The sequence below is a fragment of the Citrobacter sp. TBCS-15 genome, assembly GCF_005280815.1.
In the GTDB taxonomy this organism is placed as follows: Bacteria; Pseudomonadota; Gammaproteobacteria; order Enterobacterales; family Enterobacteriaceae; genus Citrobacter; species Citrobacter werkmanii.
Genome location: NZ_SZWK01000101.1, coordinates 481,363 through 506,033, shown reverse-complemented (window position 1 = coordinate 506,033; position 24,671 = coordinate 481,363). Strand labels below are relative to the sequence as shown.

The following is a 24,671-nucleotide window of genomic DNA, read 5'->3' as shown; positions in this document are numbered from 1 at the left end:
ACATGTCTTCTTATGAAAATCATCGGGCGCTTGACGGCCTGACTCTCGGTAAATCAACGGATTATCGGGACAATTACGATGCCAGTCTGTTGCAAGGCGTTCCGCGCAGCCTCAACCGCGACCCGCTGGATTTAAAGGCCGATAATTTGCCTTTCCACGGAGCCGACATCTGGACGCTGTATGAACTGTCATGGCTGAATGCTAACGGCTTACCGCAGGTTGCGGTCGGTCATGTGGAGCTGGATTACACCAGCGTAAATCTGATTGAATCGAAAAGCTTTAAGCTGTACCTGAACAGTTTTAACCAGACGCGTTTTGACTCCTGGGAGGCGGTACGCCAGACGCTGGAAAACGATCTGCGCGCCTGCGCTCAGGGCGATGTCAGCGTGGCGCTATACCGCCTTGACGAGCTGGAAGGACAACCGATTGCCCATTTTAACGGCACCTGTATCGATAATCAGGATATCGTCATTGATAACTACCAGTTCAGCACCGACTATCTGGAAAATGCCGTGAGCGGCGAAAAAGCGGTGGAAGAGACGCTGGTCAGCCACCTGCTGAAATCCAACTGTCTGATCACCCACCAGCCCGACTGGGGCTCCATACAAATTCAGTATCGTGGACGCAAAATCGACAGGGAGAAGCTGCTGCGTTATCTGGTCTCCTTCCGCCACCATAATGAATTTCACGAGCAGTGCGTGGAGCGCATTTTCAATGACATTCTGCGCTTCTGCCAGCCGGAGAAACTGAGCGTCTACGCGCGCTACACGCGGCGTGGTGGTCTGGACATTAACCCATGGCGCACCAATACCGATTTCACGCCAGCTACGGGCCGACTGGTACGTCAGTAATCTTTTTTCTCAATTTTGCGTGTCGGATTCCGCGCGCAAGGTTGTGAAAGGCCATCAGCCAGGGCTATTGTAACTACCAGGGAATGACGTTTTGCGTCCCATAAGGAGTCTACTTGATTACACATATTAGCCCACTTGGCTCAATGGACATGTTGTCGCAGCTGGAAGTCGAATTACTTAAACGCACGGCCAGCAGCGACCTGTATCAACTGTTTCGTAACTGTTCACTTGCCGTTCTGAACTCCGGCAGTCTGACCGACAACAGCAAAGAACTGCTGTCCCGCTTTGAAAGTTTCGACATTAACGTGCTGCGCCGCGAACGAGGCGTGAAGCTGGAACTGATTAATCCGCCTGAAGATGCGTTTGTTGATGGGCGCATCATTCGTGCGCTACAAGCCAACCTTTTTGCCGTGCTGCGCGACATTCTGTTCGTCAATGGTCAGATCCATAACGCGGGTCGTTTTCAGCATCTGGATCTCGAAAGTTCGGTGCATATTACCAACCTGGTGTTCTCGATCCTGCGTAACGCCCGGGCGCTACACGTCGGTGAAGCGCCGAACATGGTTGTCTGCTGGGGCGGTCACTCAATCAACGAAAATGAATACCTGTATGCGCGTCGCGTCGGCACCCAGTTGGGCCTGCGTGAGTTGAACATCTGTACCGGCTGCGGTCCGGGAGCGATGGAAGCGCCAATGAAAGGCGCTGCGGTCGGTCACGCCCAGCAGCGTTACAAAGACAGCCGCTTTATTGGTATGACCGAACCGTCAATCATCGCCGCTGAGCCGCCTAACCCGCTGGTTAACGAACTGATCATCATGCCGGACATTGAAAAACGTCTGGAAGCGTTCGTGCGTATCGCCCACGGTATTATCATCTTCCCGGGTGGTGTCGGGACTGCGGAAGAGCTGTTGTATCTGCTGGGGATCCTGATGAACCCGGCAAACAAAGATCAGGTGCTACCGCTGATTTTGACCGGACCAAAAGAGAGTGCCGATTACTTCCGCGTGCTGGACGAATTTATCGTGCACACGCTGGGGGAAGAAGCCCGCCGACACTATCGCATTATCATTGACGATGCGGCGGAAGTTGCGCGTTTAATGAAAAAAGCGATGCCGCTGGTAAAAGAGAACCGTCGCGACACCGGAGATGCCTACAGTTTTAACTGGTCGATTCGTATCGCACCTGATTTGCAGATGCCGTTCGAGCCGTCCCATGAAAACATGGCTAACCTGAAACTGTATCCGGATCAACCCGTTGAAGTTCTGGCGGCCGACCTGCGTCGTGCATTCTCGGGTATTGTGGCCGGTAACGTGAAGGAGGTCGGCATTCGCGCCATCGAAGAGTTTGGCCCGTACAAAATCCACGGTGACCGCGAAATGATGCGCCGCATGGACGATCTCCTGCAGGGCTTCGTTGCGCAGCATCGCATGAAGTTGCCAGGCTCCGCGTACATCCCTTGCTACGAGATCTGCGCCTGACCTTCAACACCCGATAGCAGACGCTACCGCGGTGACAATTTTGTCCATATCAAAGCCGGGTTTGGCGCATGCGCCTCCCGGCTTTTTTTAGTGATACCAGTCACATAGCTCAGACGATTATATAAATACCAATGATATGTCGTTAAATATAACGCGCCACGCAAACGATTACCTTTAAAAACCAACCGTCATTTATCTTAGGAAATTATTATTAGTCGCCAAAATCCTCTAAAAACAACAGTTTTTACAGCGCAACGCTCGTATCTTCGCGCCTTCGCTTTCATGAGATATGTCGTTAATGTTAGCCTCTGCGCCCGTAAATTCGCTTTGACTATTTTTTAACAGATTAATGGTCCAAATTTATCCACATAAAAGGTGGATTATTGCATTTGGGATCGCGATCACTGATACATTCATTACTAAAATGTATCTTTCCGCCCGCAAATTATTACGGCGAAAAATTATATAAAAAATCGCTCAACGAATTTCGATTTACAGTCGGGTTCTTTCTCATCGGATTGACCCCAAACCCGACTTTTTAAGCTTCCTCCAGGAGAAATAGATGGAAAACACTCAAACCAGCACTATCGTTACGGGTCAGACCCGCAGCGCATGGCGCAAGACAGATACCATGTGGATGCTGGGCCTTTACGGCACGGCGATTGGCGCGGGTGTATTGTTCCTGCCGATTAACGCAGGTGTAGGCGGTATGATCCCGCTGATCATCATGGCGATCCTTGCCTTCCCGATGACCTTCTTTGCACACCGTGGCCTGACCCGCTTCGTGTTGTCCGGTAAAAATCCGGGTGAAGACATTACTGAAGTTGTAGAAGAACACTTTGGCGTTGGCGCGGGTAAACTGATTACCCTGCTCTACTTCTTCGCTATCTACCCGATTCTGTTGGTTTACAGCGTAGCAATCACCAACACCGTTGAAAGCTTCCTGGCTCACCAGCTGGCGATTACTCCGCCGCCGCGTGCCATTCTGTCTCTGATCCTGATTGTCGGTATGATGACCATCGTGCGCTTCGGTGAGCAGATGATCGTTAAGGCGATGAGCATCCTGGTATTCCCGTTTGTTGCCGCCCTGATGCTGCTGGCGCTGTATCTGATCCCTCAGTGGAGCGGTGCGATTCTGGAAACCATGTCTTTTGACTCTGCGGCAACCACCGGCAACGGCCTGCTGTTGACCCTGTGGCTGGCGATTCCGGTAATGGTGTTCTCCTTTAACCACTCCCCGATCATCTCCTCCTTCGCCGTGGCGAAGCGTGAAGAGTACGGTGATGAAGCTGAGAAGAAATGCTCCAAGATTCTGGCATTCGCTCACATCATGATGGTACTGACCGTTATGTTCTTCGTCTTCAGCTGTGTATTCAGCCTGACTCCGGCAGATCTGGCCGCAGCGAAAGAGCAGAACATCTCTATCCTGTCTTACCTGGCGAACCACTTTAACGCGCCGATTATTGCCTGGATGGCACCGATCATCGCGATGATCGCTATCACCAAATCCTTCCTCGGCCACTACCTGGGCGCACGTGAAGGCTTCAACGGGATGGTGATTAAGTCTCTGCGCGGCAAAGGCAAAACCATCGAAATCAACAAACTGAACAAAATCACTGCGCTGTTCATGCTGGTAACCACCTGGATTGTGGCAACGCTGAACCCGAGCATCCTCGGTATGATTGAGACCCTGGGTGGCCCAATCATCGCGATGATTCTGTTCCTGATGCCGATGTATGCAATTCAGAAAGTACCGGCAATGCGTAAATACAGCGGCCATATCAGCAACGTCTTCGTTGTGATTATGGGCCTGATCGCTATCTCCGCTATTTTCTACTCTCTGTTCAGTTAATTCCCCTGCGCCGCTCCTCGGGGCGGCGCACCTCGATACACAATGGACGCCTCATGATTAGCGTATTCGATATTTTCAAAATCGGCATTGGCCCTTCCAGCTCCCATACTGTTGGCCCGATGAAAGCAGGCAAACAATTCACGGATGACCTGATTGCACGCGGAATTCTCACTGACGTAACCCGCGTAGTGGTTGATGTTTATGGCTCTTTGTCCCTGACGGGCAAAGGTCACCATACCGACATCGCGATTATTATGGGTCTGGCGGGTAATCTGCCGGATACCGTAGACATTGATGCCATCCCGGCCTTTATCCAGGATGTGAACACTCATGGGCGTTTGCTGCTGGCGGACGGTCAACATGAGGTCGAATTCCCGGTCGACAAGTGCATGAATTTCCATACGGACAATCTGTCCCTGCACGAAAACGGGATGCGTATTACCGCACTGGCGGGCGAAAAAGCCATTTACAGCCAGACTTACTATTCCATTGGCGGTGGGTTCATCGTTGATGAAGAACATTTTGGTTTACCGAACAACTCTCCGGTAAACGTGCCGTATCCGTATAAATCCGCGGCGGACTTGCAACGTCATTGCCAGGAAACCGGCCTGTCGCTTTCCGGTCTGATGATGCAAAACGAACTGGCGCTGCACAGCAAAGAAGAGCTGGAACAGCACTTTGCCAACGTCTGGGAAGTGATGCGTAGCGGGATTGAGCGCGGTATCACCACCGAAGGTGTATTGCCGGGTAAATTGCGCGTTCCGCGTCGTGCGGCGGCGCTACGTCGTATGTTGGTCAGCAGTGACAAAACCACCACTGACCCGATGGCGGTTGTTGACTGGATCAACATGTTCGCGCTGGCCGTCAACGAAGAAAACGCCGCCGGTGGACGCGTGGTGACTGCGCCAACCAACGGCGCATGCGGGATTGTTCCTGCCGTGCTGGCGTACTACGACAAGTTTATCCGTGAAGTGAACGCTAACTCGCTGGCACGCTACATGCTGGTCGCGAGCGCCATCGGCTCGCTGTACAAGATGAACGCCTCTATCTCTGGCGCCGAAGTCGGCTGTCAGGGTGAAGTCGGCGTAGCCTGCTCCATGGCAGCTGCCGGTCTGGCCGAGCTGCTGGGCGGTAGCCCAACGCAGGTATGCATCGCGGCGGAAATCGGTATGGAACACAACCTGGGTCTGACCTGCGATCCGGTTGCCGGCCAGGTTCAGGTACCGTGCATTGAGCGTAATGCCATTGCTTCGGTTAAAGCGGTAAACGCCGCGCGTATGGCGCTGCGCCGTACCAGTGAACCGCGTGTGTGCCTCGATAAAGTCATCGAGACCATGTACGAAACCGGGAAAGACATGAATGCCAAATACCGCGAAACCTCTCGCGGCGGTCTGGCGATGAAGATTGTCACCTGCGATTAAAGCCCAACTTATCCGGCCTACAGTTCCATTGTCATTTGTAGGCCGGATAAGGCGTCAGCCGCCATCTGGCAAAATGTTGATTTCAGATATTCGCCTCCCCCCGCCGTGAATGTTACCCTACGGACTGATCTGTTAGGGAGAACACCGTGGCCGTCCACCTGCTCATTGTCGATGCACTGAATCTTATCCGCCGTATTCACGCCGTACAGGGCTCCCCCTGCGTGGAGACGTGCCAGCACGCGCTCGATCAATTAATTGTGCACAGTCAGCCCACGCACGCCGTGGCGGTCTTTGATGACGAAGCGCGCAACAGCGGCTGGCGTCACCAAAGACTGCCTGACTACAAAGCCGGTCGGCCGCCAATGCCAGAGGACTTGCATCAGGAAATGCCCGCCTTACGCGCCGCTTTTGAACAGCGCGGCGTCTGCTGCTGGGTCTCCAGCGGTAATGAAGCCGACGATTTAGCCGCTACTCTGGCGATTAAGGTCTGCCAGGCAGGACATCAAGCCACCATCGTCTCCACCGATAAAGGCTACTGTCAGTTGCTCTCCCCGACGCTGCGTATTCGCGACTATTTTCAGAAGCGCTGGCTGGACGCGCCGTTCATTGAGAAAGAGTTCGGCGTGCTGCCGCAACAACTGCCCGATTACTGGGGGCTGGCTGGGATCAGCAGTTCTAAAGTACCGGGGGTCGCAGGTATTGGTCCGAAAAGCGCCACGCAATTGCTGACGCAGTTCCCCACGCTGGAAGCGCTGTATGAACATTTGGATAAGGTCCCGGAAAAGTGGCGCAAGAAACTTGAGATGCATAAAGAAATGGCGTTTCTGTGTCGGGATATCGCGCGACTGCAAACGGACTTACATATCGACGGGAATTTACAGCAGCTACGGCTGGCGCGGTAGTCTTATTGCTGGATGGTGGGTAAAACCCCTTATCCGGCCTACTTACCGTACAACCCTGTAGGCCGGATAAACCCCGGGTGGTTACCAGGCGGTATGATACAGCTCAACGATATCGCCCAGGCTCGCTTCACGCGGATTTCCCCCGGTACAGACATCATCAAATGCAGCCTGCGCCAGTGCAGGAATATCCTCTTTGCGTACGCCTACATCGCGCAGGTGCAGCGGGATCCCAACATCACGGTTAAGGGCAAATACCGCATCCACTGCCGCTTTCCGTGCTTCTGCCAGCGTCAGTCCTTCAACCTTCACGCCCATCACCCGGGCGATATCGCGGAATTTCTCCCCGGTATATTCGGCGTTATAGTGCATCACATGCGGCAGCAAAATGGCATTCGCGACGCCGTGCGGGGTGTTATAAAACGCGCCCAGCGGGTGCGCCATGCCATGCACTAATCCCAGGCCAACGTTGGAAAAACCCATTCCGGCAACGTACTGGCCCAGCGCCATCGCTTCGCCCGCCTGGCTGTCGCCCGCGACCGATCCGCGTAAAGCCCCGGCAATAATTTCAATCGCTTTAATGTGCAGCGCATCGGTAAGCGCCCACGCTGCTCGCGTGATGTATCCTTCAATGGCATGGGTCAGGGCGTCAACACCCGTGGCCGCTTTTAAGGCCGCAGGCATGCCGTCCATCATGTCAGCATCGATAAACGCCACCTGCGGAATATCGTGTGGATCGACACAAACAAACTTACGCCGGTTTTCTTCATCCGTGATCACGTAGTTAATGGTCACTTCCGCCGCCGTCCCTGCTGTGGTTGGGATAGCCATAACCGGCACGCTCGGGCAGCGCGTCGGGGATAACCCTTCGAGGCTGCGTACATCCGCAAACTCAGGGTTATTGTTGATAATACCAATCGCTTTACAGGTATCCTGCGGGGAGCCTCCGCCAATAGCTATCAAATAGTCTGCGCCACTTTGCTGAAAGACCTCCAATCCTTCCTGTACCACCGCAATGGTTGGGTTAGGAATAACACCTGAATAGATTTCCCACGCCAGACCTGCAGCGTCCATCCGGGACGTCACCTTCTCGACAACACCGCACCGCACCAGATTCTCATCGGTCACAATCAGCGCCTTGCGATAACCACGACGGATGACTTCATCGGTTAATGCACCAACAGCTCCCCGGCCAAACCATGCCGTTTCGTTCAGAATCATTCTGTTCGCCATCGTATTTCTCCTTTTCGCTATGCGAAATTACTCTTCAATTCGTAATCCGTAAGATTTGAATTTCTCCAGCACAATCGCGATCTCCTCATCGTCTAACACCGGAACCGGATCAACAATGGCCAGGGTGCTCAGATAAAGGCGCGCCAGAACTTCTACTTCATGCGCCAACCACAGTGCTTTTTCCAGATTCGCTTCACAAGCAATCAGCCCATGGTGCTGTAAAAGCGTTGCCTTACGGTTTTTCAGGGCGACGCTCACATACTCTGACAGCTCTCGTGTACCAAACGTCGCATAAGGCGCACACGGAATAGAGTTTCCCCCCGCCGCCGCAATCATGTAATGGATTGCCGGAATTGGACGGTTGAGAATAGAAACGGCCGTACAGTGCACAGCATGGTTATGGACAACCGCATTGGCGTCCGGACGCGTCTGGTAAGCCGCCAGGTGAAAACGCCATTCGCTGGAGGGTAACTGACCTTTATCATATTTTCCGTCGTTATCTACATACACGATCATGTTTTCAGTAAGTCTTTCATAAGGAATACCGCTGGGCGTGATCAACATCCCATTCTCATATCGCGCACTCACATTTCCCGCCGTCCCCTGATTTAATCCAAGGCTGGTCATTTCAAGACAGGTTTCAATGATTTCTCGTGACAAACGCATTCTTTCCATAATGATTCTCCGGGTACAGTTTCTCCTCGTCTTTAATTGCGAAAAATGTAGCCGCAGAATAAGACGGGTCAGGTTTCAGATATGGGCAGCCACTGAATGTGTTTATTCAGATCCAGTTGGCCGATTTATTTATAGCAACGTATTATTGTTGTCTTACGCGCTTAATAAGTTTCATCGGTACTTTTACAGTTTCTTTAATAGGTTGGTCGTCAATGGCACTCATCATCATATCGAATGCTTTTTCCGCCCAAACATTTTCATCCTGCTGCATTGACCAGACATTATTGGCGAGAAATCCCAGCATCGGATGTTCATCGAATGTGCCAATATTAATATCAGGTGAAATTGTGCCGAAACGATGGCGAATAGCGTTAATAGCACCTTCCAGCACGGGTAATGATGAGGCAATAAACGCCTGCGGCTGCCCCTGTTCACCAATCAATCTATCCATCAGTTGAAAACCACCTTCAGGGGTGTTGTCAGGACCTTCACGCACCCAATCACGGTGATGAATACCATTATTCTTCAAAGAATTAAGGTAACCTTGCAAACGATCGCCAATACTGGGTAATCCGGTATCTCCGACTAAAAACCAGATCGGAGCCTTTCCGGCATCAAACAAACTTTGCGTCAACTTTTCGCCGCCTAAAATATTATGACTTTCAACCAGTGCGTTATCGGTATACTTAAAATCACGGTCCAGTAACACCATCGGTTTTCTGACCTGGCGTAAATGGTGTTGCTGATTCTCCAATGTTGAGGGAACAATAAAAAGGCCATCAACATTGCGAGCGATTAACGCTTTGGTCAATTTATTTTCGTAATCAACATCATCATAGGTACAGCTAATCATTAACTGATAACCGGAGCGACGACAGCGTTGCTCAAGTTTCTCGGCGAGAGTGGCAAAAAAAACGTTGGAAATATTTGGAACAATCAGTCCCAATGTATCCGTTTTATTCAATTTCAGGCTGCGGGCCGAATGGTTTATGACGTAACCATAACGCTCAACATATTCATTAATACGCGTTTGGGTTTTGACACTGATTCGATATTGCTCTGCTTTCCCGTTCAGCACCAGTCGTACGGTCGTAACCGATAAATTCAGATCGCTGGCTATCTGTTCTACTGTTTTAGCCATTTATATGCCCCAGTCCACATCCAAAAACGTCAATCTCCAATCATAAAAGTATTTTAAACTTTTGTCTTACTGCATAAGCTGTTTAATCGCCTGCTGCTGATCCCACATCATCAGATAGACCTGGTATTTGCGCTCATAGAAGTCCCGCCGTGCCGGATTAGCCTTAATAACCTCGCCGAAGCGAACCATCGCCTGGCATGCAGATGGAATATTTGCCCACGCGCCGCTTGCTACCGCGCCGGTGATAGCTGCCCCTAGCGTCACTGCATCTTCCTCCTGCATAAGATGAATATCGCATCCGGTAGCATCGGCATACTCCCGCATCCACAGCGGGTTATGCGTTGCGCCGCCGCACAGCGCCATTCGGGAAATGGTATGGCCGTTTTCACGCATCACTTCCATAATATGCCGCGTACCGCAGGCAATCGCCTGTAATGTCGCCAGGTACAGGCGAGCCACCTGCATCTCGCCTCGCTCAAGAGTCAAGCCGCAAACGCTGCCCCGGGCATCGGGTCGCGCGCGGGGGGAGCGATTGCCATGGTGATCGGCCAGCACATGCAAATAACGACCAGGTTCAGACTCCTTCCTCTCAAGTTCCGCAACCCATTCGTTGACTAAAACGATCGGATGGCAACCCCGCGCCTCGGCCTTATGAAACAGCTCGGCACTCGCACCTGATTCCTGGAGCGTCCAGTCGACCAATGCCCCAGCGGCGCTTTGCCCTCCCTCCGTCAACCAGTAGCCTGGCAGCATGGCAGACCAATACGGTCCCCATACGCCCGGCGTATAAATTTCCTGTTCGCTGCACAGCATATGGCAGTTTGACGTTCCACTAATCAACGCTAACGTTCCCGCAGGCTCAACGCCAGCAAGCGCCAAACCGCCTGCATGGGCATCAATCATCCCACTGGCGACGACAACTGCAGTCGTCAGCCCCAACGCCTCGGCCGCATCGGCGCTAAGCGTTCCAACGCCAGCGCCTGGTGGCAGAATATGCGACGGAATTTTGCCCGTTAAATCCGTTAACTCTACGGCGTCGAGCAGAGAGTGGCTAAAGCGTTGTTCATGAGCCAGATAGTTCCATTTACAGGTCAGCGTACACAGACCGGCCACGTCACTCCCGGTGGCTTTACAGACAAGGTAGTCAGCCAAATCGTAAAAACGATGCGCACTGTTCCAGGTTGCAGGAAAGTGTTTTTTTAGCCACAGCACCTTGGGAAGCTCCATTTCGACGCTGACTTCACCGCCAACGTAACGCAGAGCCGGATCCTGCGTAGCATTAATATGCTGAGCTTCCTGCACCGCGCGATGGTCCATCCACATGATGATGTTATGGTCTGATGGTTCGCCTGGTGAAACCGCCAGGCCCTGCCCTTGCTCGTCGAGAGCCACCAATGAACAAGTGGCATCGAATCCCAGTGAACGGATATCCTCAATGCAGATCCCGGATGACGATACCGCCCCCTTAACCGCATCGCAAACCTGCTGCCAGATTTCTGCAGATGACTGCTCAACCCGAGCGGGGCCGGGTCGAAACTGCGAGATAGGGCGTGTCGCAAAGGCCAAGCGTTTGCCGCTGGCATCGAACACACCCGCCCTGACACTGGCAGAGCCGACATCCACACCGAGGAAATATCCACTGCTCATAGTAACTCCCTGACGTTAGCTAATAGTGGGGCGAGTACCTCGCCCCAACGCTCTTATTTTTTACCGAATGGGTGTAACAGCTTGTCAATTTCTGGGGTATCAATGTTCTTCGCACTAACGAATTTCACCGGAATATCAATCTCTTTTGGTACAGACTGACCGGATACCGCCGCATTCAGCGTCTTGATACCCTGATAGCCAATCTGGTAGGCGTCCTGCACAACAAAGCCCTGAATCACCCCGGACTTCAGGAAGGCAATAATGGCCTCGGTGCTATCAAAACCAATCACCTTCACTTTGCCTTTCAGGTTTTGACTATCAATTGCGTTTGCTACGCCGAGTGTTGAGCCTTCATTCGTGCCATAAATCCCTGCAATATCCGGGTTGGCCTGGATCATATCGATGGTTTTATCCATCGCTTTTTGCGGATCGCCATCGCTGTACTGGACTGGTAGCACCTGGATATCCGGATATTTTTCCTTCATGCGGGCAATAAACCCTTCCGAACGCTCAATCGCTGAGGAGGTCCCTGCTACGTGCGCAATAATGCCCACTTTTCCTTTGTTGCCCACTTCTGCTGCCAGCGCGTCTGCCGCTTCAGCCCCGGCTTTACGGTTATTCGTGGCGACAAAACTGACCGGAATATCAGAATTCACACCGGAGTCAAAGGTCACAACTTTAATGCCGCGTGAATTTGCGGTCTCAACTAATGGCGCCAGTGCATTGGCATCTAACGCGGCCAGCAATAGTCCATTGGGTTTTTGCGCCATCGCGTTTTCAACTAACTGAATCTGCTCGGCAATCTGAGTTTCATCCGCCGGGCCCACATAGCTGGTTTTGTCACCCAACTCTTTTGCTGCCGCTTCCGTCCCCATTTTTACGGTTTGCCAGAATTCATGCTGGAAACCTTTACTGACCACGGGAAGATTCATATCTTTAGCCAAAACGCTGGATGTGATACAGGCCAGCAGGGATAACGCATAGACAAAATTCCTGGTTCTCATTGTTTTACTCCGTTCTGAGTGAGTCACCCTAAACGTCAGGGTTATGATGTCCCGTGACTTCCGGGAGCGTAAATCAACGAATTTTTTTGCGTAATGTGTCGAGATAAACCGCTGCAATGACCACTACACCCATGGCCACCATTTGCCAGAACTGGGAAACTCCCATCAGGTTCAGACCATTTTTCAACACGCTCATAATGAATGCGCCAATGATGGTGCCGCCGATGGTGCCAATCCCGCCCATCAGACTGGTACCGCCAATAACGACCGCCGCGATAGCTTCCAACTCATATCCCACGCCGACCGTCGGCTGACCAGAGTTCAAACGAGAAGCCAGAATCACGCCGGCAATCCCGGTCAGCAGACCACAAAAGGCGTAGACAAAAATTTTGACGCGTTGCACTTTAATCCCGGAAAGATGTGCCGCCACCTCATTACTGCCCACTGCGTAAACATAGCGGCCTATCACCGTTTTCTTCAGGATGTAGGCGGCGATGAGCGCCACCACCACCAGGTAAAAGACAGGATATGGCAGCACATCAAACAACCGTCCCTGGGCCAGCATTTTGAAGGTGGGGTAATCAGCGAAGTAAATCGCGCGGCCATCGGTCATCACCATATTGATACCTCTGACGGACATCATCAGACCCAGCGTGGCGATAAAAGGCGGGATAGTCATTTTGGTGACCAGTAGACCATTGATATAGCCGCATAATCCTCCAGCCAGTACACCCGCAAAAATACAGACGGGCAGAGGCAGACCTAGCGTGGCGCAGATACCTACCGCGACACCAGAAAATGCCACGACTGAACCGAGAGAAAGGTCGATCCCTGAAGTGATAATGACGAAGGTAACGCCAATCGCCATAATGCCAATCACCGAGGTTTGCAGGGCAATTGTCATAATGTTTTCAGTGTTAAAGAAAAATGGCGAACCAAAACTAAAAAATATCACCAAAATAATCAGACTTAAAAGTGGCGCAAGGCGCATTAAAAGTTCTTTGTTAATTTTTATTTTCTTATTATTGCTGTCTGAAGAGGTTACAGAGATAGTCATAAGTTAGTCCTCTAACGTCGCATATTGCATGATTTTTTCTTGTGTGGCGTCATCAGAAGCTAGCTCTCCGGTAATATGCCCATTACGCATCACTAAAATGCGATCGCACATACCCAGCACTTCCGGTAATTCAGAGGAGATCATGATAATTGATTTCCCTTTTGCCACCAGCCGATTCATTAATTCATAAATTTCAAGTTTGGCCCCCACATCAATCCCGCGAGTGGGTTCATCAAAGATGAGAATATCGGTGTCTTTACACACCCATCGGGCAATAATAATTTTCTGCTGATTACCACCACTTAAATTCAAGGCAGCTTGCTCTAAATGTGGTGTTTTAATGCGTAGGGCTTTAACCTGTTCCTCACTGGTTTTCTGGCAACGTGTGCTGTCCACATTGCCAAAACGATCGGAATACTCAGGGTAATTGCCCAACATAATATTGCGCTCAACGGACAGTCCTAATGCCAGCCCCTCTTTTTTCCTGTCCTCGGTTAAATAGCTGATACCCTGTTGGATAGCATCAGGAATATCTTTAATCACCGTAACTTTACCGTTCAGCTTGAGGGTCCCACCATCAATGGGATCCGCGCCAAAAATCGCCCGTGCCAGCTCAGTACGCCCTGCGCCCATCAGGCCGGCGAAGCCCAGGATTTCTCCTTGGTAAAGCGTGAAATCGATATTGTTCAATACACCATTGCGCGTTAGCCCACTCACTTCCAACACGGGCTTACGTTGAGCCAAAGGTTTACGGCGAGGATAAATATTACCGAGGTCGCGCCCGACCATCATGGCAATCAGGTCGCTAATTTTGACCGCATCATAATCCACGGTGGCAATAAACTGCCCATCGCGCATTACCGTAGCGCGATCGGCTATCAGCGCCAGCTCCTCCAGTCGGTGCGAGATGTAAACAATGCCAGTCCCCTGTTCTTTCAATAAACGGGTTACCTGAAATAAGCTGTCGATTTCCGTTTCCGTAAGTGCTGCCGTAGGTTCGTCCATAATAAGAATCTTGGCATTGACCGATATCGCTTTAGCTATCTCAACCATTTGTTGTTGAGCAACGGTCAAATCGGCAACCAGCGTATCTGGCGCGATATTCAGGTTTAACTTTTGCAAAATATCGATAGCAGCCTGTCGCTGTTGTTTTTCATCCAGACGCCAGCGATTATTTTTGCAAAACTCCCTGCCAATAAATATATTTTCTTCAACGGTGAGTTCAGGGAAGAGGTTAAATTCCTGATGAATAATCGTGATACCTGCACTTTGTGCACTTAACGGGTTAGCGAAAGTAACCGACTGCCCCTCAAAAATAATATCCCCTTCATCAGGCTGATAAACACCGGATAAGATCTTCATCAACGTAGACTTTCCTGCGCCATTCTCACCCAGCAGCGCATGAACCTCACCTTTGCGTAAAGCAAAATCCACATTACTCAACGCTAATACGCCGGGAAAACGTTTCGTAATATGACTCATCTGTAAAAATGTTTCAGACATTGCTGCTTTCCTCAATATACAGAAACTGCAGTCAGTGAATCAGGCGAAAACAAGATTGCCAGAGAGCCATCGTCACCGTTAATGCGAATACTACTTACAAGTTCATATGCGTTTTATCAATCATGCTAACTCGAGTTAGCGAAGTGCCTTTTAAAGCTATTTTAGCTACTCAAATTAGCCAAATCATTTGGTTTAAAACTGTGATGCTGAACAGACAATTTATTATATATTCATGATTTAAAAGGTTTTTATTAAAAATCTGCATATTTGTTTATTTGACGCAGATCGAATTTTAACCACTTCTCGTGAAGCCTCTCACAGTTCCATAACAAAAAAGTTGTGTAAAAAACTCTCCAATACCTAAGCTAACTCGAGTTAGCAAAAATGGGTAATTCAGCCAACTGCGACAGTGGTGTCCAACATCCGCTTTTGCAGCACGGCACAAAGTGAGATGAGGAACCTCGAATGAGAAAAAATAGCTTACCGAAGATTGGTATCCGCCCGGTTATTGATGGTCGTCGTATGGGGGTACGTGAGTCGCTTGAAGAGCAAACCATGAATATGGCGAAAGCCACCGCCGCGCTTATTACGGAAAAACTTCGCCATGCCTGTGGCGCACAAATTGAATGTGTAATTGCCGACACCTGTATTGCCGGTCTGGCGGAATCCGCAGCCTGTGAAGAAAAGTTCAGCAGCCAAAATGTTGACGTAACGATTACCGTTACCCCTTGCTGGTGCTACGGCAGCGAAACCATCGACATGGATCCGATGCGTCCGAAAGCAATCTGGGGCTTTAACGGCACAGAACGCCCTGGCGCCGTTTATCTTGCTGCCGCGCTGGCTGCGCATAATCAAAAAGGTCTGCCCGCGTTCTCCATTTACGGTCACGACGTACAGGATGCCGGCGACACCACCATCCCCGCCGACGTCGAAGAAAAACTGCTGCGTTTCACCCGGGCGGGCTTAGCCGTTGCCAGTATGAAAGGTAAAAGCTATTTATCCGTAGGCGGCGTTTCTATGGGCATCGCCGGTTCTATTGTCGATCATAACTTCTTTGAATCCTGGCTGGGAATGAAGGTTCAACCTGTTGATATGACTGAACTTCGCCGTCGAATTGACCAGAAAATTTATGACGAAGCTGAACTGGATATCGCACTGGCGTGGGCAGACAAACATTTCCGCTACGGCGAAGATCAGAACGCCCAACAGTATAAGCGTAACGAAGAACAGAGCCGCGCGGTACTGAAAGAAAGCCTGCTGATGGCGATGTGCATCCGCGACATGATGCAAGGCAATCAGAAACTAGCAGACAAAGGTCGTGTTGAAGAATCGCTGGGTTACAACGCGATTGCCGCGGGATTCCAGGGCCAGCGTCACTGGACGGATCAATATCCAAACGGCGACACTGCCGAAGCACTGCTGAATAGCTCCTTCGACTGGAATGGCGTGCGTGAGCCGTTCGTTGTCGCGACTGAAAACGACAGTCTCAACGGCGTAGCGATGCTGTTTGGTCACCAGCTCACCGGTACAGCACAGGTTTTTGCTGATGTGCGCACCTTCTGGTCGCCAGAGGCGGTGGAGCGTGTCACGGGTAAACCGCTGACCGGGCTGGCTGAGCACGGCATTATTCACCTGATTAACTCCGGCTCGGCTGCACTGGATGGTTCCTGCAAGCAGCGCGATGGCGAAGGGAAACCAACCATGAAGCCGCACTGGGAAATCTCACAGAAAGAGGCTGATGATTGTCTGGCGGCGACCGAATGGTGTCCGGCTATTCACGAATACTTCCGCGGCGGCGGTTATTCCTCTCGCTTCCTGACCGAGGGCGGTGTGCCATTCACCATGACTCGAATCAATATTATCAAAGGGTTAGGACCGGTACTGCAAATCGCCGAAGGCTGGAGCGTGGAGTTACCAAAAGAGGTGCATGCTCAGCTTGATGCGCGTACCAACTCGACCTGGCCGACCACCTGGTTTGCCCCGCGCTTAACCGGTAAAGGTCCATTCAGCGATGTCTATTCCGTCATGGCTAACTGGGGTGCAAACCACGGTGTGCTGACGATTGGTCACGTCGGCGCAGACTTTATTACGCTTGCCGCCATGCTGCGTATTCCGGTTTGCATGCACAACGTGGAAGACGAAAAAATCTATCGTCCTTCAGCCTGGGCGGCCCACGGTATGGATAGCGAAGGCCAGGATTATCGTGCCTGCCAAAACTACGGCCCGCTGTATAAGCGTTAATGCGACTCCGCCCGGTGGCGCAAGCTTACCGGGCCTACAGGAGCACAACGTGTAGGCCGGATAAGGCGTTTACGCCGCCATCCGGCAACGTCTCGGGAGCGATTATGAAACAAGACGTTATTCTGGTCCTCGATTGTGGCGCAACCAACGTGCGGGCCATTGCCGTTGACCAACAGGGAAAAATTATCGCCCGCGCCTCAACGCCCAACGCCAGTGATATTGCCGTGGAGAACGGCGCCTGGCATCAGTGGTCGCTGGAAGCCATTTTGCAACGCTTCGCCGACTGCTGTCAGCGGCTCTCCACGCAACTGGTCAATTGCCGTATCTGCGGGATCGCCGTCACCACCTTCGGCGTAGACGGTGCGCTGGTCGATCAACACGGCAGGCAGTTATATCCGGTAATCAGTTGGAAGTGCCCGCGCACCGCAGCAGTGATGGAAAACATCCATCGCTACATGTCGCCCCAGCAACTGCAGGAAATCTCCGGCGTCGGCGCGTTCAGCTTCAACACGCTGTATAAACTGGTGTGGCTGAAAGAAAACCATCCACAACTGCTCGAACAGGCACACGCCTGGCTGTTTATTTCGTCGCTTATCAACCACCGTTTAACCGGCGAGTTCACCACAGATATCACTATGGCGGGCACCAGCCAGATGCTGAACATCCAGCAACGCGATTTCAGTGATGACATTTTGCAGGCAACCGGCATACCGCGCCGACTGTTTCCACGTCTGGTGGAAGCGGGCGAACAGATTGGGGTACTGCAACACGAGGCCGCCAGCCTGCTCGGGCTGCCAGTGGGTATTCCGGTGATATCTGCCGGGCACGACACGCAGTTTGCGCTGTTTGGTGCGGGAGCTCAGCCAGACGAACCGGTGCTTTCTTCCGGTACATGGGAAATTCTGATGGTGCGCAGTGCGCAGGTGGACACCTCTCTGCTCAGCCGTTATGCGGGTTCCACTTGTGAATTAGATAGCCAGGCCGGACTGTACAATCCCGGCATGCAGTGGCTGGCCTCCGGTGTACTCGAATGGGTGCGTAAGCTGTTTTGGACTGCCGAAACGCCCTGGCAGACGCTGATTGACGAAGCCCGGTCCATTCCTGCTGGCGCAGAAGGCGTCAAGATGCACTGCAACCTGCTGGCCTCTCAGAATGCGGGCTGGCAAGGGGTTACGCTCAATACCACCCGCGGGCATTTTTATCGCGCCGCGCTGGAAGGACTGACAGAACAGTTGCAGCGGAATTTGCACACGCTGGAAAAAATCGGTCATTTCCAGGCCTCTGAATTGTTATTGGTTGGCGGGGGCAGCCGTAACGCATTGTGGAACCAGATTAAAGCGAACGTTCTCGGGATCCCTGTCAAAGTGCTGGATGACGCCGAAACCACTGTGGCAGGCGCCGCGATGTTTGCCTGGTCAGGTATGGGCGAATTTACCTCCCCGGAACAGGCTCGTGCCCAGGTGCGCTACCAGTACCGTTACTTCTATCCGCAAACCGAATCTGAACTGACAGGAGTCGAGTAACATGCTCAAAACGATATCACCCTTAATTTCTCCCGACCTGCTGAAGGTGCTGGCTGAGATGGGTCACGGCGATGAGATTATCTTTTCCGATGCCCATTTTCCGGCTCACAGCATGGGACCGCAGGTGATTCGCGCCGACGGTCTGCTGGTCAGCGACCTGCTGCAGGCGATTATTCCGCTTTTTGAACTGGACAGCTACGCCCCGCCGCTGGTGATGATGGCCGCAGTAGAAGGCGACGCTCTCGATCCTGACGTCGAGACTCGCTATCGTCAGGCGCTTTCCTTGCAGGCCCCCTGCCCAGACATCACGCGTATTGACCGCTATGCCTTTTACGAACGCGCGCAAAAGGCGTTTGCGATCGTTATCACAGGAGAGCGGGCAAAGTACGGGAATATTCTTTTAAAAAAAGGGTAACGCCATAATCTCTGGTCAGAATGCCCGTCTGATACGGGCATTCTGCATAAGATGAGGATCAGAACATGAAAGCGGCGCGCCAGCAGGCAATTGTAGATCTGCTTACCCACCACAAAAGCCTGACAACCGAAGCCCTGTCTTTGCAGCTAAACGTCAGCAAAGAGACCATCCGCCGCGATCTCAGTGAATTACAAACCCGGGGCAAAGTGCTACGCAATCACGGGCGGGCCAAGGCCATTCACCGGAAAAATCAGGACAGTGGCGACCCGTTTCATATTCGACTCAAAAGTCACTATGCGCACAAAGCGGATATTGCGCGGGAAGCGCTGGCATGGATTGAAGAAGGAATGGTGATCGCCTTAGACGCCAGCTCAACCTGCTGGTATCTGGCGCGTCAGCTACCGGACATCGACATTCTCGTTTTCACCAACAGCCACCCCATTTGTCAGGAATTGGCTAAACGCGAACACATTCAGCTCATCAGCTCTGGCGGCCGCCTTGAACGTAAATACGGCTGTTATGTTAATTCCGCGCTCATCTCGCAGCTAAAATCCCTCGATATCGATCTGTTTATTTTTTCCTGCGAAGGGATCGACAGCGATGGCGCGCTCTGGGACTCCAATGCCACCAACGCAGAATTCAAATCCATTATGCTTAAGCGCGCATCGCAATCTTTATTGCTGATCGATAAAAGTAAGTTAAATCGTTCCGGGGAGGCCCGGATTGGGCATCTGGATGATGTGACGCATATCGTGTCAGATACACAGCTGATTGAAACAACATAGACCGGATAAGACGTTTACGCCGCCATCCGGTCTATGTTTAGCGTTATCGCTCGTCCCGACGACCGCCGACGGCCGCCCACAGACGACGCACGTGTACGGTCACTTCTTCCCGATCATGATACAGCTGACGCGCCTGAATCTGGGCATTGACGCCATGCTCATCAAGCTGTGCCTGGATATAGGCCAGATTCTGCGATACCTCTTCGTAACGTTTTTTCATCGGCAGTTTGAGGTTGAAGATCGTCTCGCGACACCAGCCGTTGACCAGCCACTGCGCCATCAGCGCGGCAACCTTCGCCGGCTTCTCCACCATGTCGCACACCATCCATGAGATGTTGTTACGATTCGGGCGATACTTAAATCCGTCTTCGCGCAGCCAGGTGACCTGCCCTGTATCCATCAGGCTTTGCGCCATCGGACCGTTATCCACGGAATAAACCCACATGTTGCGTTTAACCAGTTGATAGGTCCAACCACCCGGACATGCGCCTAAATCCACGGCATACATGCCGTTGGCCAGACGCTCGTCCCACTCATCTTCTGGAATGAACACATGCAGCGCCTCTTCCAGCTTCAGCGTTGAGCGGCTCGGGGCATCGGCCGGGAACTTCAGGCGCGGAATCCCCATGTAGAACGGGGAGTTATTGTCAGGCCAGGAATAACCCGTATAACAACAGCCAGGGGCGATAAAGAAAACATGAACCACCGGACGTTTCGGCGTTTCATATTTTGCCAGTACGCCCGCTTCGCGCAGCGCCGCGCGCAGCGGTACGGTAAATTTACGGCAGAACTTAACCAGCTCTTTGCTTTCATTGGTGTCGGCGACTTCGACCCGCAGATCGCCGCCTTTTTCCACCACGCCCTGCAACATGCCGACAATTGGCGTAATACGATCTTCCGGCGGTAAATATTGCAGCAGTTCGCCCACAACAAACATCTGACGGGCAAAAATCAGCGAGCTAAACGGCAGTTCTTTCACTAACTTTTCGGCATCGTCCTGCTGATAGCATTCGAAGATCACATAGCCCGCATTGTCTTTAACGCGGGCGAAACCGAAGATTTCCCGACGTCCTGCTTTATCCGTAATTTCTGCGGCGCACTCTTTTTCAAAACCCGGGCGACACAACAATACAACCTTATTCATGGCTAACGCCCTTACGTTTCAATCGAATAGCGCCCACTAACATCAGCGCCCAGCCTACAAGGAAGCTGAAACCGCCGACGGGGGTAACAAACGCCCACAGGCGTAAATGAGAGAGCGCGAGGCAATACAGGCTGCCGCTAAACAGCACCGTCCCTAATGCCAGGAACACGCTACTCCAGTAAAACCAAATGCTAATGCGTCGCTGCATGGCGACGGCCAGCCCGAAGATAGCCAGCGTATGAAACGCCTGATACTCAAGGCCAGTCTGGATCCAACCCATTTCTACGACACCAAGGGTTTTACTCAGAACATGTGCCCCAAAGGCGCCCAACGCCACAAAGATAAAACCACTTACGGCGGCAAAAATCAGCATAAAACGGCTGGTCATGTTAATACCCTACGTAATTTATTGTTCATAACGAAAGCGGAATTTTTCTTGTTCCGAGGCCGCTTTCGCCAGTATCCACTGACGGAAGGCGGCTATTTTACCCAGTTCTGCCTGACTGTCATGACAAACCAGATAAAACGCGTTTTTGCTGACCAGAACATCGTTAAACGGACAGACCAGACGTCCGGCTTCAATTTCGGACTGCGCCATGACGTTATTCGCCAGCGCAATCCCCTGTCCATGGATAGCAGCCTGTAGCACCATGGCGCTATGGCTGAAGATAGGTCCCTGCTGTACGTTGATATGATTCAGGCCAAGCTGGCGCGTATAGGCTTGCCAGTCACGCCGCGATGCATCGTGCAATAATGTGTGTTTTGCCAGGTCATCCGGCGTCTTCAGTGGTTTATCACCGGTGAGTAACAGCGGCGAGCAGACCGGCAATAAATATTCTGCGTACAATTTTTCAACGCGCAGACCCGGCCAGTTGCCGCGTCCGTAGAAAATCGCCACATCAACATCATCAGCCAGTTTGTCTTCCTGACGGTCCACCGCCTGGATCCTGACATCGATTCCCGGATAAGCTGAGTTAAAGCTAGAGAGTCTGGGCACCAGCCATTGGATCGCGAAACTGGGCAATAAACTAACGGTAAGCGCACCTTTTGCACTGCGTGCCTGAAGTTTACGCGTCGCGTCAGTTAATTGCGAAAAAATCTCTTTGATGTCGAGGAAATAGCTTTGACCTTCTTCTGTTAACAACAGAGATCGATTGCGTCGACGAAACAGCTTCAGCCCCAGGAAATCCTCGAGTGACTTGATTTGGTGACTTACTGCGGCCTGCGTCACAAAAAGCTCTTCCGCTGCGCGGGTAAAGCTCAAATGACGCGCTGCAGCATCAAAAACACGCAATGCATTTAGGGGTGGTAATCGTTTTGACATGACTTTTAGGCTTTGATGTTAAATGAATTTAACAATTATCTAACAGGCTGTAACCTATTAGTTTTTTTTATCTGAGCCATTATAAATTGTCCGTTGAGGTTCTACCAGCAAATACCTATAGTGGCGGCACTTCCTGAAGCCGGAACGAAAAGTTTTATCGGAATGCGTGTTCTGGTGGGCTTTTGGCTTACGGTTGTGATGTTGTGTTGTTGTGTTTGCAATTGGTCTGCGATTCAGACCATGGTAGCAAAGCTACCCTTTTTCACTTCCTGTACATTTACCCTGTCTGTCCATAGTGATTAATGTAGCACCGCCAAATTGCGGTGCTTTTTTTTGTCCGACTTTATGTCGATGGCGACCGGTTAGTTATCCAGTTCTACCATCTCTTTCACATCGGTACGGTTGATCTGCTGTTTGTTGCCGTTAGCGTCTTTATACGAAATCATTCCCGTTTCATTGTCAGTCTGTGGCTTGCCATCAGATACGATTGATCGACCATCGTTGGTGTGCATCACGTAATTCGATCCAGAACAGGCGCTCAGGGCAAAAGTCAGCATACAGGCAGAGATAATTGCGGCAGTCTTTTTCATCTTCTTCTCCTTAAAGCGATTTATGCTATTAAAAACACACTCCGTAACAGGCAAAATTGCTCGCCTAACGCTATTTAGCATAAGACACTGTGAGGACTTTGCCAGGATATCCAGAGTATTCCGATGGTTAGCACAACTCTTGTGTCAGCGCCTGTTTTGCGCGACGATCGGTTTATTGAACTGAGGATGATCATGAACGCATTTAATCCCGCGCAGTTTCGTGCGCAATTTCCCGCACTCAACGATGCCGGCGTCTATCTCGACAGCGCTGCTACTGCACTGAAGCCGCAAGCCGTGATTGAGGCAACCCAGCAATTCTATAGCCTGAGCGCCGGAAACGTGCATCGCAGTCAGTTTGCCGAAGCGCAACGCCTGACCGCGCGCTATGAGGCCGCACGGGGAAAGGCCGCACGCCTGATCAACACCCCGGATGACAAAACGATAGTCTGGACCCGTGGCACGACGGAAGCTATCAATATGGTTGCCCAAAGCTATGCGCGTCCGCGCTTACGGCCGGGCGATGAGATTATCGTCAGCGTGGCGGAACATCATGCCAATCTCGTTCCGTGGCTGATGGTGGCTGAGCAAACGGGAGCCAGAGTAGTCAAACTCCCGCTCAACGCCCATTTGCTACCGGACGTCGAGCGTCTGGTTGAACTCATCACTCCGCGCAGTCGCATTCTGGCGCTGGGGCAGATGTCGAACGTTACCGGTGGTTGTCCGGATTTAGCCCGCGCCATTACGCTCGCCCATGCGGCTGGCATGGTGGTAATGGTAGATGGCGCGCAGGGAATTGTGCATTTCCCCGCCGACGTGCAGCAGTTAGATATTGATTTCTATGCCTTCTCGGGCCACAAGTTGTATGGCCCTACCGGTATTGGCGTACTGTATGGTAAGCCAGAATTACTGGAAGCCATGTCACCGTGGCTCGGCGGCGGCAAGATGATTAGCGAAGTCAGCTTTGACGGTTTCACTACCCAGGCGGCCCCCTGGAAGCTGGAGGCCGGTACGCCTAACGTAGCTGGCGTCATCGGGTTAAGCGCGGCGCTCGAATGGCTGGCGGATGTCGATGTTGCGCAGGCCGAAAACTGGAGCCGGGGTCTGGCGACGCTGGCAGAAGACGCCCTGGCGAAGCGTCCCGGTTTTCGTTCCTTCCGTTGTCAGGACTCTAGCCTGTTAGCCTTTGATTTCGCTGGCGTTCATCACAGTGATATGGTGACGCTGCTGGCCGAATATGGCATTGCGCTGCGCGCAGGGCAACACTGCGCACAACCACTGCTGGCGGAGCTGGGCGTATCCGGGACCCTACGCGCCTCTTTTGCGCCCTATAATACGCAAAGTGATGTGGATGCGTTGGTCGCAGCCGTTGACCGCGCGCTGGAAATATTGGTGGATTAATGACAAGCCTTTTATTCGCCGGACACCCGTTTGGCACAACCGTAACGGAAGATACGTTGCGTAATACGTTTGCCCCGCTCACCCAGTGGGAGGATAAATATCGTCAGCTAATTCTGCTGGGCAAGCAGCTTCCGGCGCTGCCGGATGCGCTAAGGGCGCAGGCAAAAGAGATTGCGGGATGCGAAAACCGCGTCTGGCTGGGATATAGCCTGCACCAGAATGGCACTCTGCATTTCTTCGGCGACAGCGAAGGCCGCATTGTGCGCGGGCTGTTGGCGGTATTGCTCACCGCCGTTGAAGGTAAAACCGAAGCCGAGTTACGGACGCATTCACCCATGGCGTTATTTGACGAGTTAGGGTTAAGCGGGCAGCTCAGCGCCTCACGAAGCCAGGGCCTGCATGCGTTGAACGAGGCGATTCTTGATGCTGCCCGGCAAGCCGGATAACGACGGCTGATGCGTCTTATCCGGCCTACAACACCGTACGAACC

The 24,671-nt window shown here is 52.0% G+C and carries 22 protein-coding genes; 11 read left to right on the top strand and 11 right to left on the bottom strand.

Annotated elements, in window-relative coordinates; genetic code table 11:
- The first annotated feature begins 2 nt into the window (after positions 1 to 2).
- The 5 genes from queF to xni all read left to right on the top strand — a co-directional run bounded on the left by queF (position 3) and on the right by xni (position 6,504).
- Complete coding sequence (gene queF, locus FDW96_RS05515; protein WP_042310726.1) at positions 3 to 851, top strand: NADPH-dependent 7-cyano-7-deazaguanine reductase QueF; 849 nt, start codon at positions 3 to 5, stop codon at positions 849 to 851.
- A 113-nt stretch (positions 852 to 964) separates the two neighbouring features.
- Entirely contained in the window at positions 965 to 2,329 is a 1,365-nt protein-coding gene (gene ppnN, locus FDW96_RS05510) for a nucleotide 5'-monophosphate nucleosidase PpnN (RefSeq protein WP_042310728.1), read from the top strand.
- A gap of 562 nt (positions 2,330 to 2,891) precedes the next feature.
- Positions 2,892 to 4,181: an HAAAP family serine/threonine permease gene (locus FDW96_RS05505; protein ID WP_042310730.1), complete on the top strand. Its 1,290-nt coding sequence runs from the start codon at positions 2,892 to 2,894 to the stop codon at positions 4,179 to 4,181.
- Between the two features lie 53 nt (positions 4,182 to 4,234).
- A complete protein-coding gene (locus FDW96_RS05500) occupies positions 4,235 to 5,602 on the top strand; it encodes an L-serine ammonia-lyase (RefSeq protein ID WP_042310732.1) in 1,368 nt (455 codons plus the stop codon).
- A 146-nt stretch (positions 5,603 to 5,748) separates the two neighbouring features.
- On the top strand, positions 5,749 to 6,504 hold the full coding sequence (gene xni / locus FDW96_RS05495; RefSeq protein WP_061382370.1) for a flap endonuclease Xni: 756 nt from the start codon (positions 5,749 to 5,751) through the stop codon (positions 6,502 to 6,504).
- Positions 6,505 to 6,585: 81 nt separating this feature from the next.
- Here the strand turns inward: xni and fucO are convergent, their stop codons facing one another.
- From fucO to FDW96_RS05460, 7 genes are all read right to left on the bottom strand, one after another.
- Entirely contained in the window at positions 6,586 to 7,734 is a 1,149-nt protein-coding gene (gene fucO / locus FDW96_RS05490) for a lactaldehyde reductase (protein ID WP_042310736.1), read from the bottom strand.
- Between the two features lie 27 nt (positions 7,735 to 7,761).
- On the bottom strand, positions 7,762 to 8,409 hold the full coding sequence (fucA, locus tag FDW96_RS05485; protein ID WP_137365325.1) for an L-fuculose-phosphate aldolase: 648 nt from the start codon (positions 8,407 to 8,409) through the stop codon (positions 7,762 to 7,764).
- A gap of 142 nt (positions 8,410 to 8,551) precedes the next feature.
- Positions 8,552 to 9,550 carry a LacI family DNA-binding transcriptional regulator gene (locus FDW96_RS05480; protein WP_042310738.1) on the bottom strand — a complete coding sequence of 333 codons (999 nt, stop codon included), beginning with the start codon at positions 9,548 to 9,550 and terminating at the stop codon, positions 8,552 to 8,554.
- 66 nt (positions 9,551 to 9,616) lie between these two features.
- Positions 9,617 to 11,197 carry an FGGY-family carbohydrate kinase gene (locus FDW96_RS05475; RefSeq protein WP_137365324.1) on the bottom strand — a complete coding sequence of 527 codons (1,581 nt, stop codon included), beginning with the start codon at positions 11,195 to 11,197 and terminating at the stop codon, positions 9,617 to 9,619.
- A gap of 53 nt (positions 11,198 to 11,250) precedes the next feature.
- On the bottom strand, positions 11,251 to 12,201 hold the full coding sequence (locus FDW96_RS05470; RefSeq protein WP_137365323.1) for an ABC transporter substrate-binding protein: 951 nt from the start codon (positions 12,199 to 12,201) through the stop codon (positions 11,251 to 11,253).
- 73 nt (positions 12,202 to 12,274) lie between these two features.
- Entirely contained in the window at positions 12,275 to 13,258 is a 984-nt protein-coding gene (locus tag FDW96_RS05465; RefSeq protein ID WP_042310741.1) for an ABC transporter permease, read from the bottom strand.
- Positions 13,259 to 13,261: 3 nt separating this feature from the next.
- Positions 13,262 to 14,761, bottom strand: a complete 1,500-nt coding sequence (locus FDW96_RS05460; protein WP_137365322.1) for a sugar ABC transporter ATP-binding protein — start codon at positions 14,759 to 14,761, stop codon at positions 13,262 to 13,264.
- 465 nt (positions 14,762 to 15,226) lie between these two features.
- Between FDW96_RS05460 and fucI the strand changes: the two genes are divergently transcribed.
- The 4 genes from fucI (at position 15,227) to fucR (ending at position 19,725) form a co-directional block, all read left to right on the top strand.
- Positions 15,227 to 17,002 (top strand): L-fucose isomerase, encoded by a 1,776-nt coding sequence (gene fucI, locus FDW96_RS05455; RefSeq protein ID WP_137365321.1) that lies wholly within the window; start codon positions 15,227 to 15,229, stop codon positions 17,000 to 17,002.
- Positions 17,003 to 17,106: 104 nt separating this feature from the next.
- Positions 17,107 to 18,525 carry an L-fuculokinase gene (fucK, locus tag FDW96_RS05450; RefSeq protein WP_137365320.1) on the top strand — a complete coding sequence of 473 codons (1,419 nt, stop codon included), beginning with the start codon at positions 17,107 to 17,109 and terminating at the stop codon, positions 18,523 to 18,525.
- 1 nt (position 18,526) lies between these two features.
- Positions 18,527 to 18,940 carry an L-fucose mutarotase gene (fucU, locus tag FDW96_RS05445; RefSeq protein WP_137365319.1) on the top strand — a complete coding sequence of 138 codons (414 nt, stop codon included), beginning with the start codon at positions 18,527 to 18,529 and terminating at the stop codon, positions 18,938 to 18,940.
- A gap of 65 nt (positions 18,941 to 19,005) precedes the next feature.
- The gene (fucR, locus tag FDW96_RS05440) at positions 19,006 to 19,725 is read left to right on the top strand and encodes an L-fucose operon activator (RefSeq protein ID WP_042310748.1); all 720 of its coding nucleotides are present in this window, start codon (positions 19,006 to 19,008) and stop codon (positions 19,723 to 19,725) included.
- A 43-nt stretch (positions 19,726 to 19,768) separates the two neighbouring features.
- Here the strand turns inward: fucR and rlmM are convergent, their stop codons facing one another.
- The 4 genes from rlmM to FDW96_RS05420 all read right to left on the bottom strand — a co-directional run bounded on the left by rlmM (position 19,769) and on the right by FDW96_RS05420 (position 22,783).
- Positions 19,769 to 20,869, bottom strand: a complete 1,101-nt coding sequence (gene rlmM, locus FDW96_RS05435) for a 23S rRNA (cytidine(2498)-2'-O)-methyltransferase RlmM (RefSeq protein WP_042310750.1) — start codon at positions 20,867 to 20,869, stop codon at positions 19,769 to 19,771.
- Positions 20,862 to 21,257, bottom strand: a complete 396-nt coding sequence (locus tag FDW96_RS05430; RefSeq protein ID WP_003034037.1) for a DUF423 domain-containing protein — start codon at positions 21,255 to 21,257, stop codon at positions 20,862 to 20,864. Before FDW96_RS05430 ends, rlmM begins: the two co-directional genes overlap by 8 nt.
- An 18-nt stretch (positions 21,258 to 21,275) precedes the next feature.
- Complete coding sequence (gene gcvA, locus FDW96_RS05425; RefSeq protein ID WP_038633269.1) at positions 21,276 to 22,193, bottom strand: glycine cleavage system transcriptional regulator GcvA; 918 nt, start codon at positions 22,191 to 22,193, stop codon at positions 21,276 to 21,278.
- Positions 22,194 to 22,555: 362 nt separating this feature from the next.
- The gene (locus tag FDW96_RS05420) at positions 22,556 to 22,783 is read right to left on the bottom strand and encodes a YgdI/YgdR family lipoprotein (RefSeq protein WP_016154261.1); all 228 of its coding nucleotides are present in this window, start codon (positions 22,781 to 22,783) and stop codon (positions 22,556 to 22,558) included.
- A 192-nt stretch (positions 22,784 to 22,975) separates the two neighbouring features.
- On the opposite strand from FDW96_RS05420, the gene csdA reads away from it, so the two are divergent.
- Positions 22,976 to 24,181 (top strand): cysteine desulfurase CsdA, encoded by a 1,206-nt coding sequence (csdA, locus tag FDW96_RS05415; RefSeq protein ID WP_061382376.1) that lies wholly within the window; start codon positions 22,976 to 22,978, stop codon positions 24,179 to 24,181.
- Positions 24,181 to 24,627, top strand: coding sequence for a cysteine desulfurase sulfur acceptor subunit CsdE (csdE, locus tag FDW96_RS05410; RefSeq protein WP_137365318.1), 447 nt, complete (start codon positions 24,181 to 24,183; stop codon positions 24,625 to 24,627). The genes csdA and csdE overlap by 1 nt, the downstream gene beginning before the upstream one ends.
- Positions 24,628 to 24,671 lie beyond the last annotated feature (44 nt).

Coding starts and splice junctions, on each gene's coding strand:
- queF (WP_042310726.1), top strand. CDS start 3: ATGTCTTCTTATGAAAATCATCGGGCGCTTGACGGCCTGACTCTCGGT.
- FDW96_RS05505 (WP_042310730.1), top strand. CDS start 2,892: ATGGAAAACACTCAAACCAGCACTATCGTTACGGGTCAGACCCGCAGC.
- FDW96_RS05500 (WP_042310732.1), top strand. CDS start 4,235: ATGATTAGCGTATTCGATATTTTCAAAATCGGCATTGGCCCTTCCAGC.
- fucO (WP_042310736.1), bottom strand. CDS start 7,734: ATGGCGAACAGAATGATTCTGAACGAAACGGCATGGTTTGGCCGGGGA.
- fucA (WP_137365325.1), bottom strand. CDS start 8,409: ATGGAAAGAATGCGTTTGTCACGAGAAATCATTGAAACCTGTCTTGAA.
- FDW96_RS05480 (WP_042310738.1), bottom strand. CDS start 9,550: ATGGCTAAAACAGTAGAACAGATAGCCAGCGATCTGAATTTATCGGTT.
- FDW96_RS05475 (WP_137365324.1), bottom strand. CDS start 11,197: ATGAGCAGTGGATATTTCCTCGGTGTGGATGTCGGCTCTGCCAGTGTC.
- FDW96_RS05470 (WP_137365323.1), bottom strand. CDS start 12,201: ATGAGAACCAGGAATTTTGTCTATGCGTTATCCCTGCTGGCCTGTATC.
- FDW96_RS05465 (WP_042310741.1), bottom strand. CDS start 13,258: ATGACTATCTCTGTAACCTCTTCAGACAGCAATAATAAGAAAATAAAA.
- FDW96_RS05460 (WP_137365322.1), bottom strand. CDS start 14,761: ATGTCTGAAACATTTTTACAGATGAGTCATATTACGAAACGTTTTCCC.
- fucI (WP_137365321.1), top strand. CDS start 15,227: ATGAGAAAAAATAGCTTACCGAAGATTGGTATCCGCCCGGTTATTGAT.
- fucK (WP_137365320.1), top strand. CDS start 17,107: ATGAAACAAGACGTTATTCTGGTCCTCGATTGTGGCGCAACCAACGTG.
- fucU (WP_137365319.1), top strand. CDS start 18,527: ATGCTCAAAACGATATCACCCTTAATTTCTCCCGACCTGCTGAAGGTG.
- fucR (WP_042310748.1), top strand. CDS start 19,006: ATGAAAGCGGCGCGCCAGCAGGCAATTGTAGATCTGCTTACCCACCAC.
- rlmM (WP_042310750.1), bottom strand. CDS start 20,869: ATGAATAAGGTTGTATTGTTGTGTCGCCCGGGTTTTGAAAAAGAGTGC.
- FDW96_RS05430 (WP_003034037.1), bottom strand. CDS start 21,257: ATGACCAGCCGTTTTATGCTGATTTTTGCCGCCGTAAGTGGTTTTATC.
- gcvA (WP_038633269.1), bottom strand. CDS start 22,193: ATGTCAAAACGATTACCACCCCTAAATGCATTGCGTGTTTTTGATGCT.
- FDW96_RS05420 (WP_016154261.1), bottom strand. CDS start 22,783: ATGAAAAAGACTGCCGCAATTATCTCTGCCTGTATGCTGACTTTTGCC.
- csdA (WP_061382376.1), top strand. CDS start 22,976: ATGAACGCATTTAATCCCGCGCAGTTTCGTGCGCAATTTCCCGCACTC.
- csdE (WP_137365318.1), top strand. CDS start 24,181: ATGACAAGCCTTTTATTCGCCGGACACCCGTTTGGCACAACCGTAACG.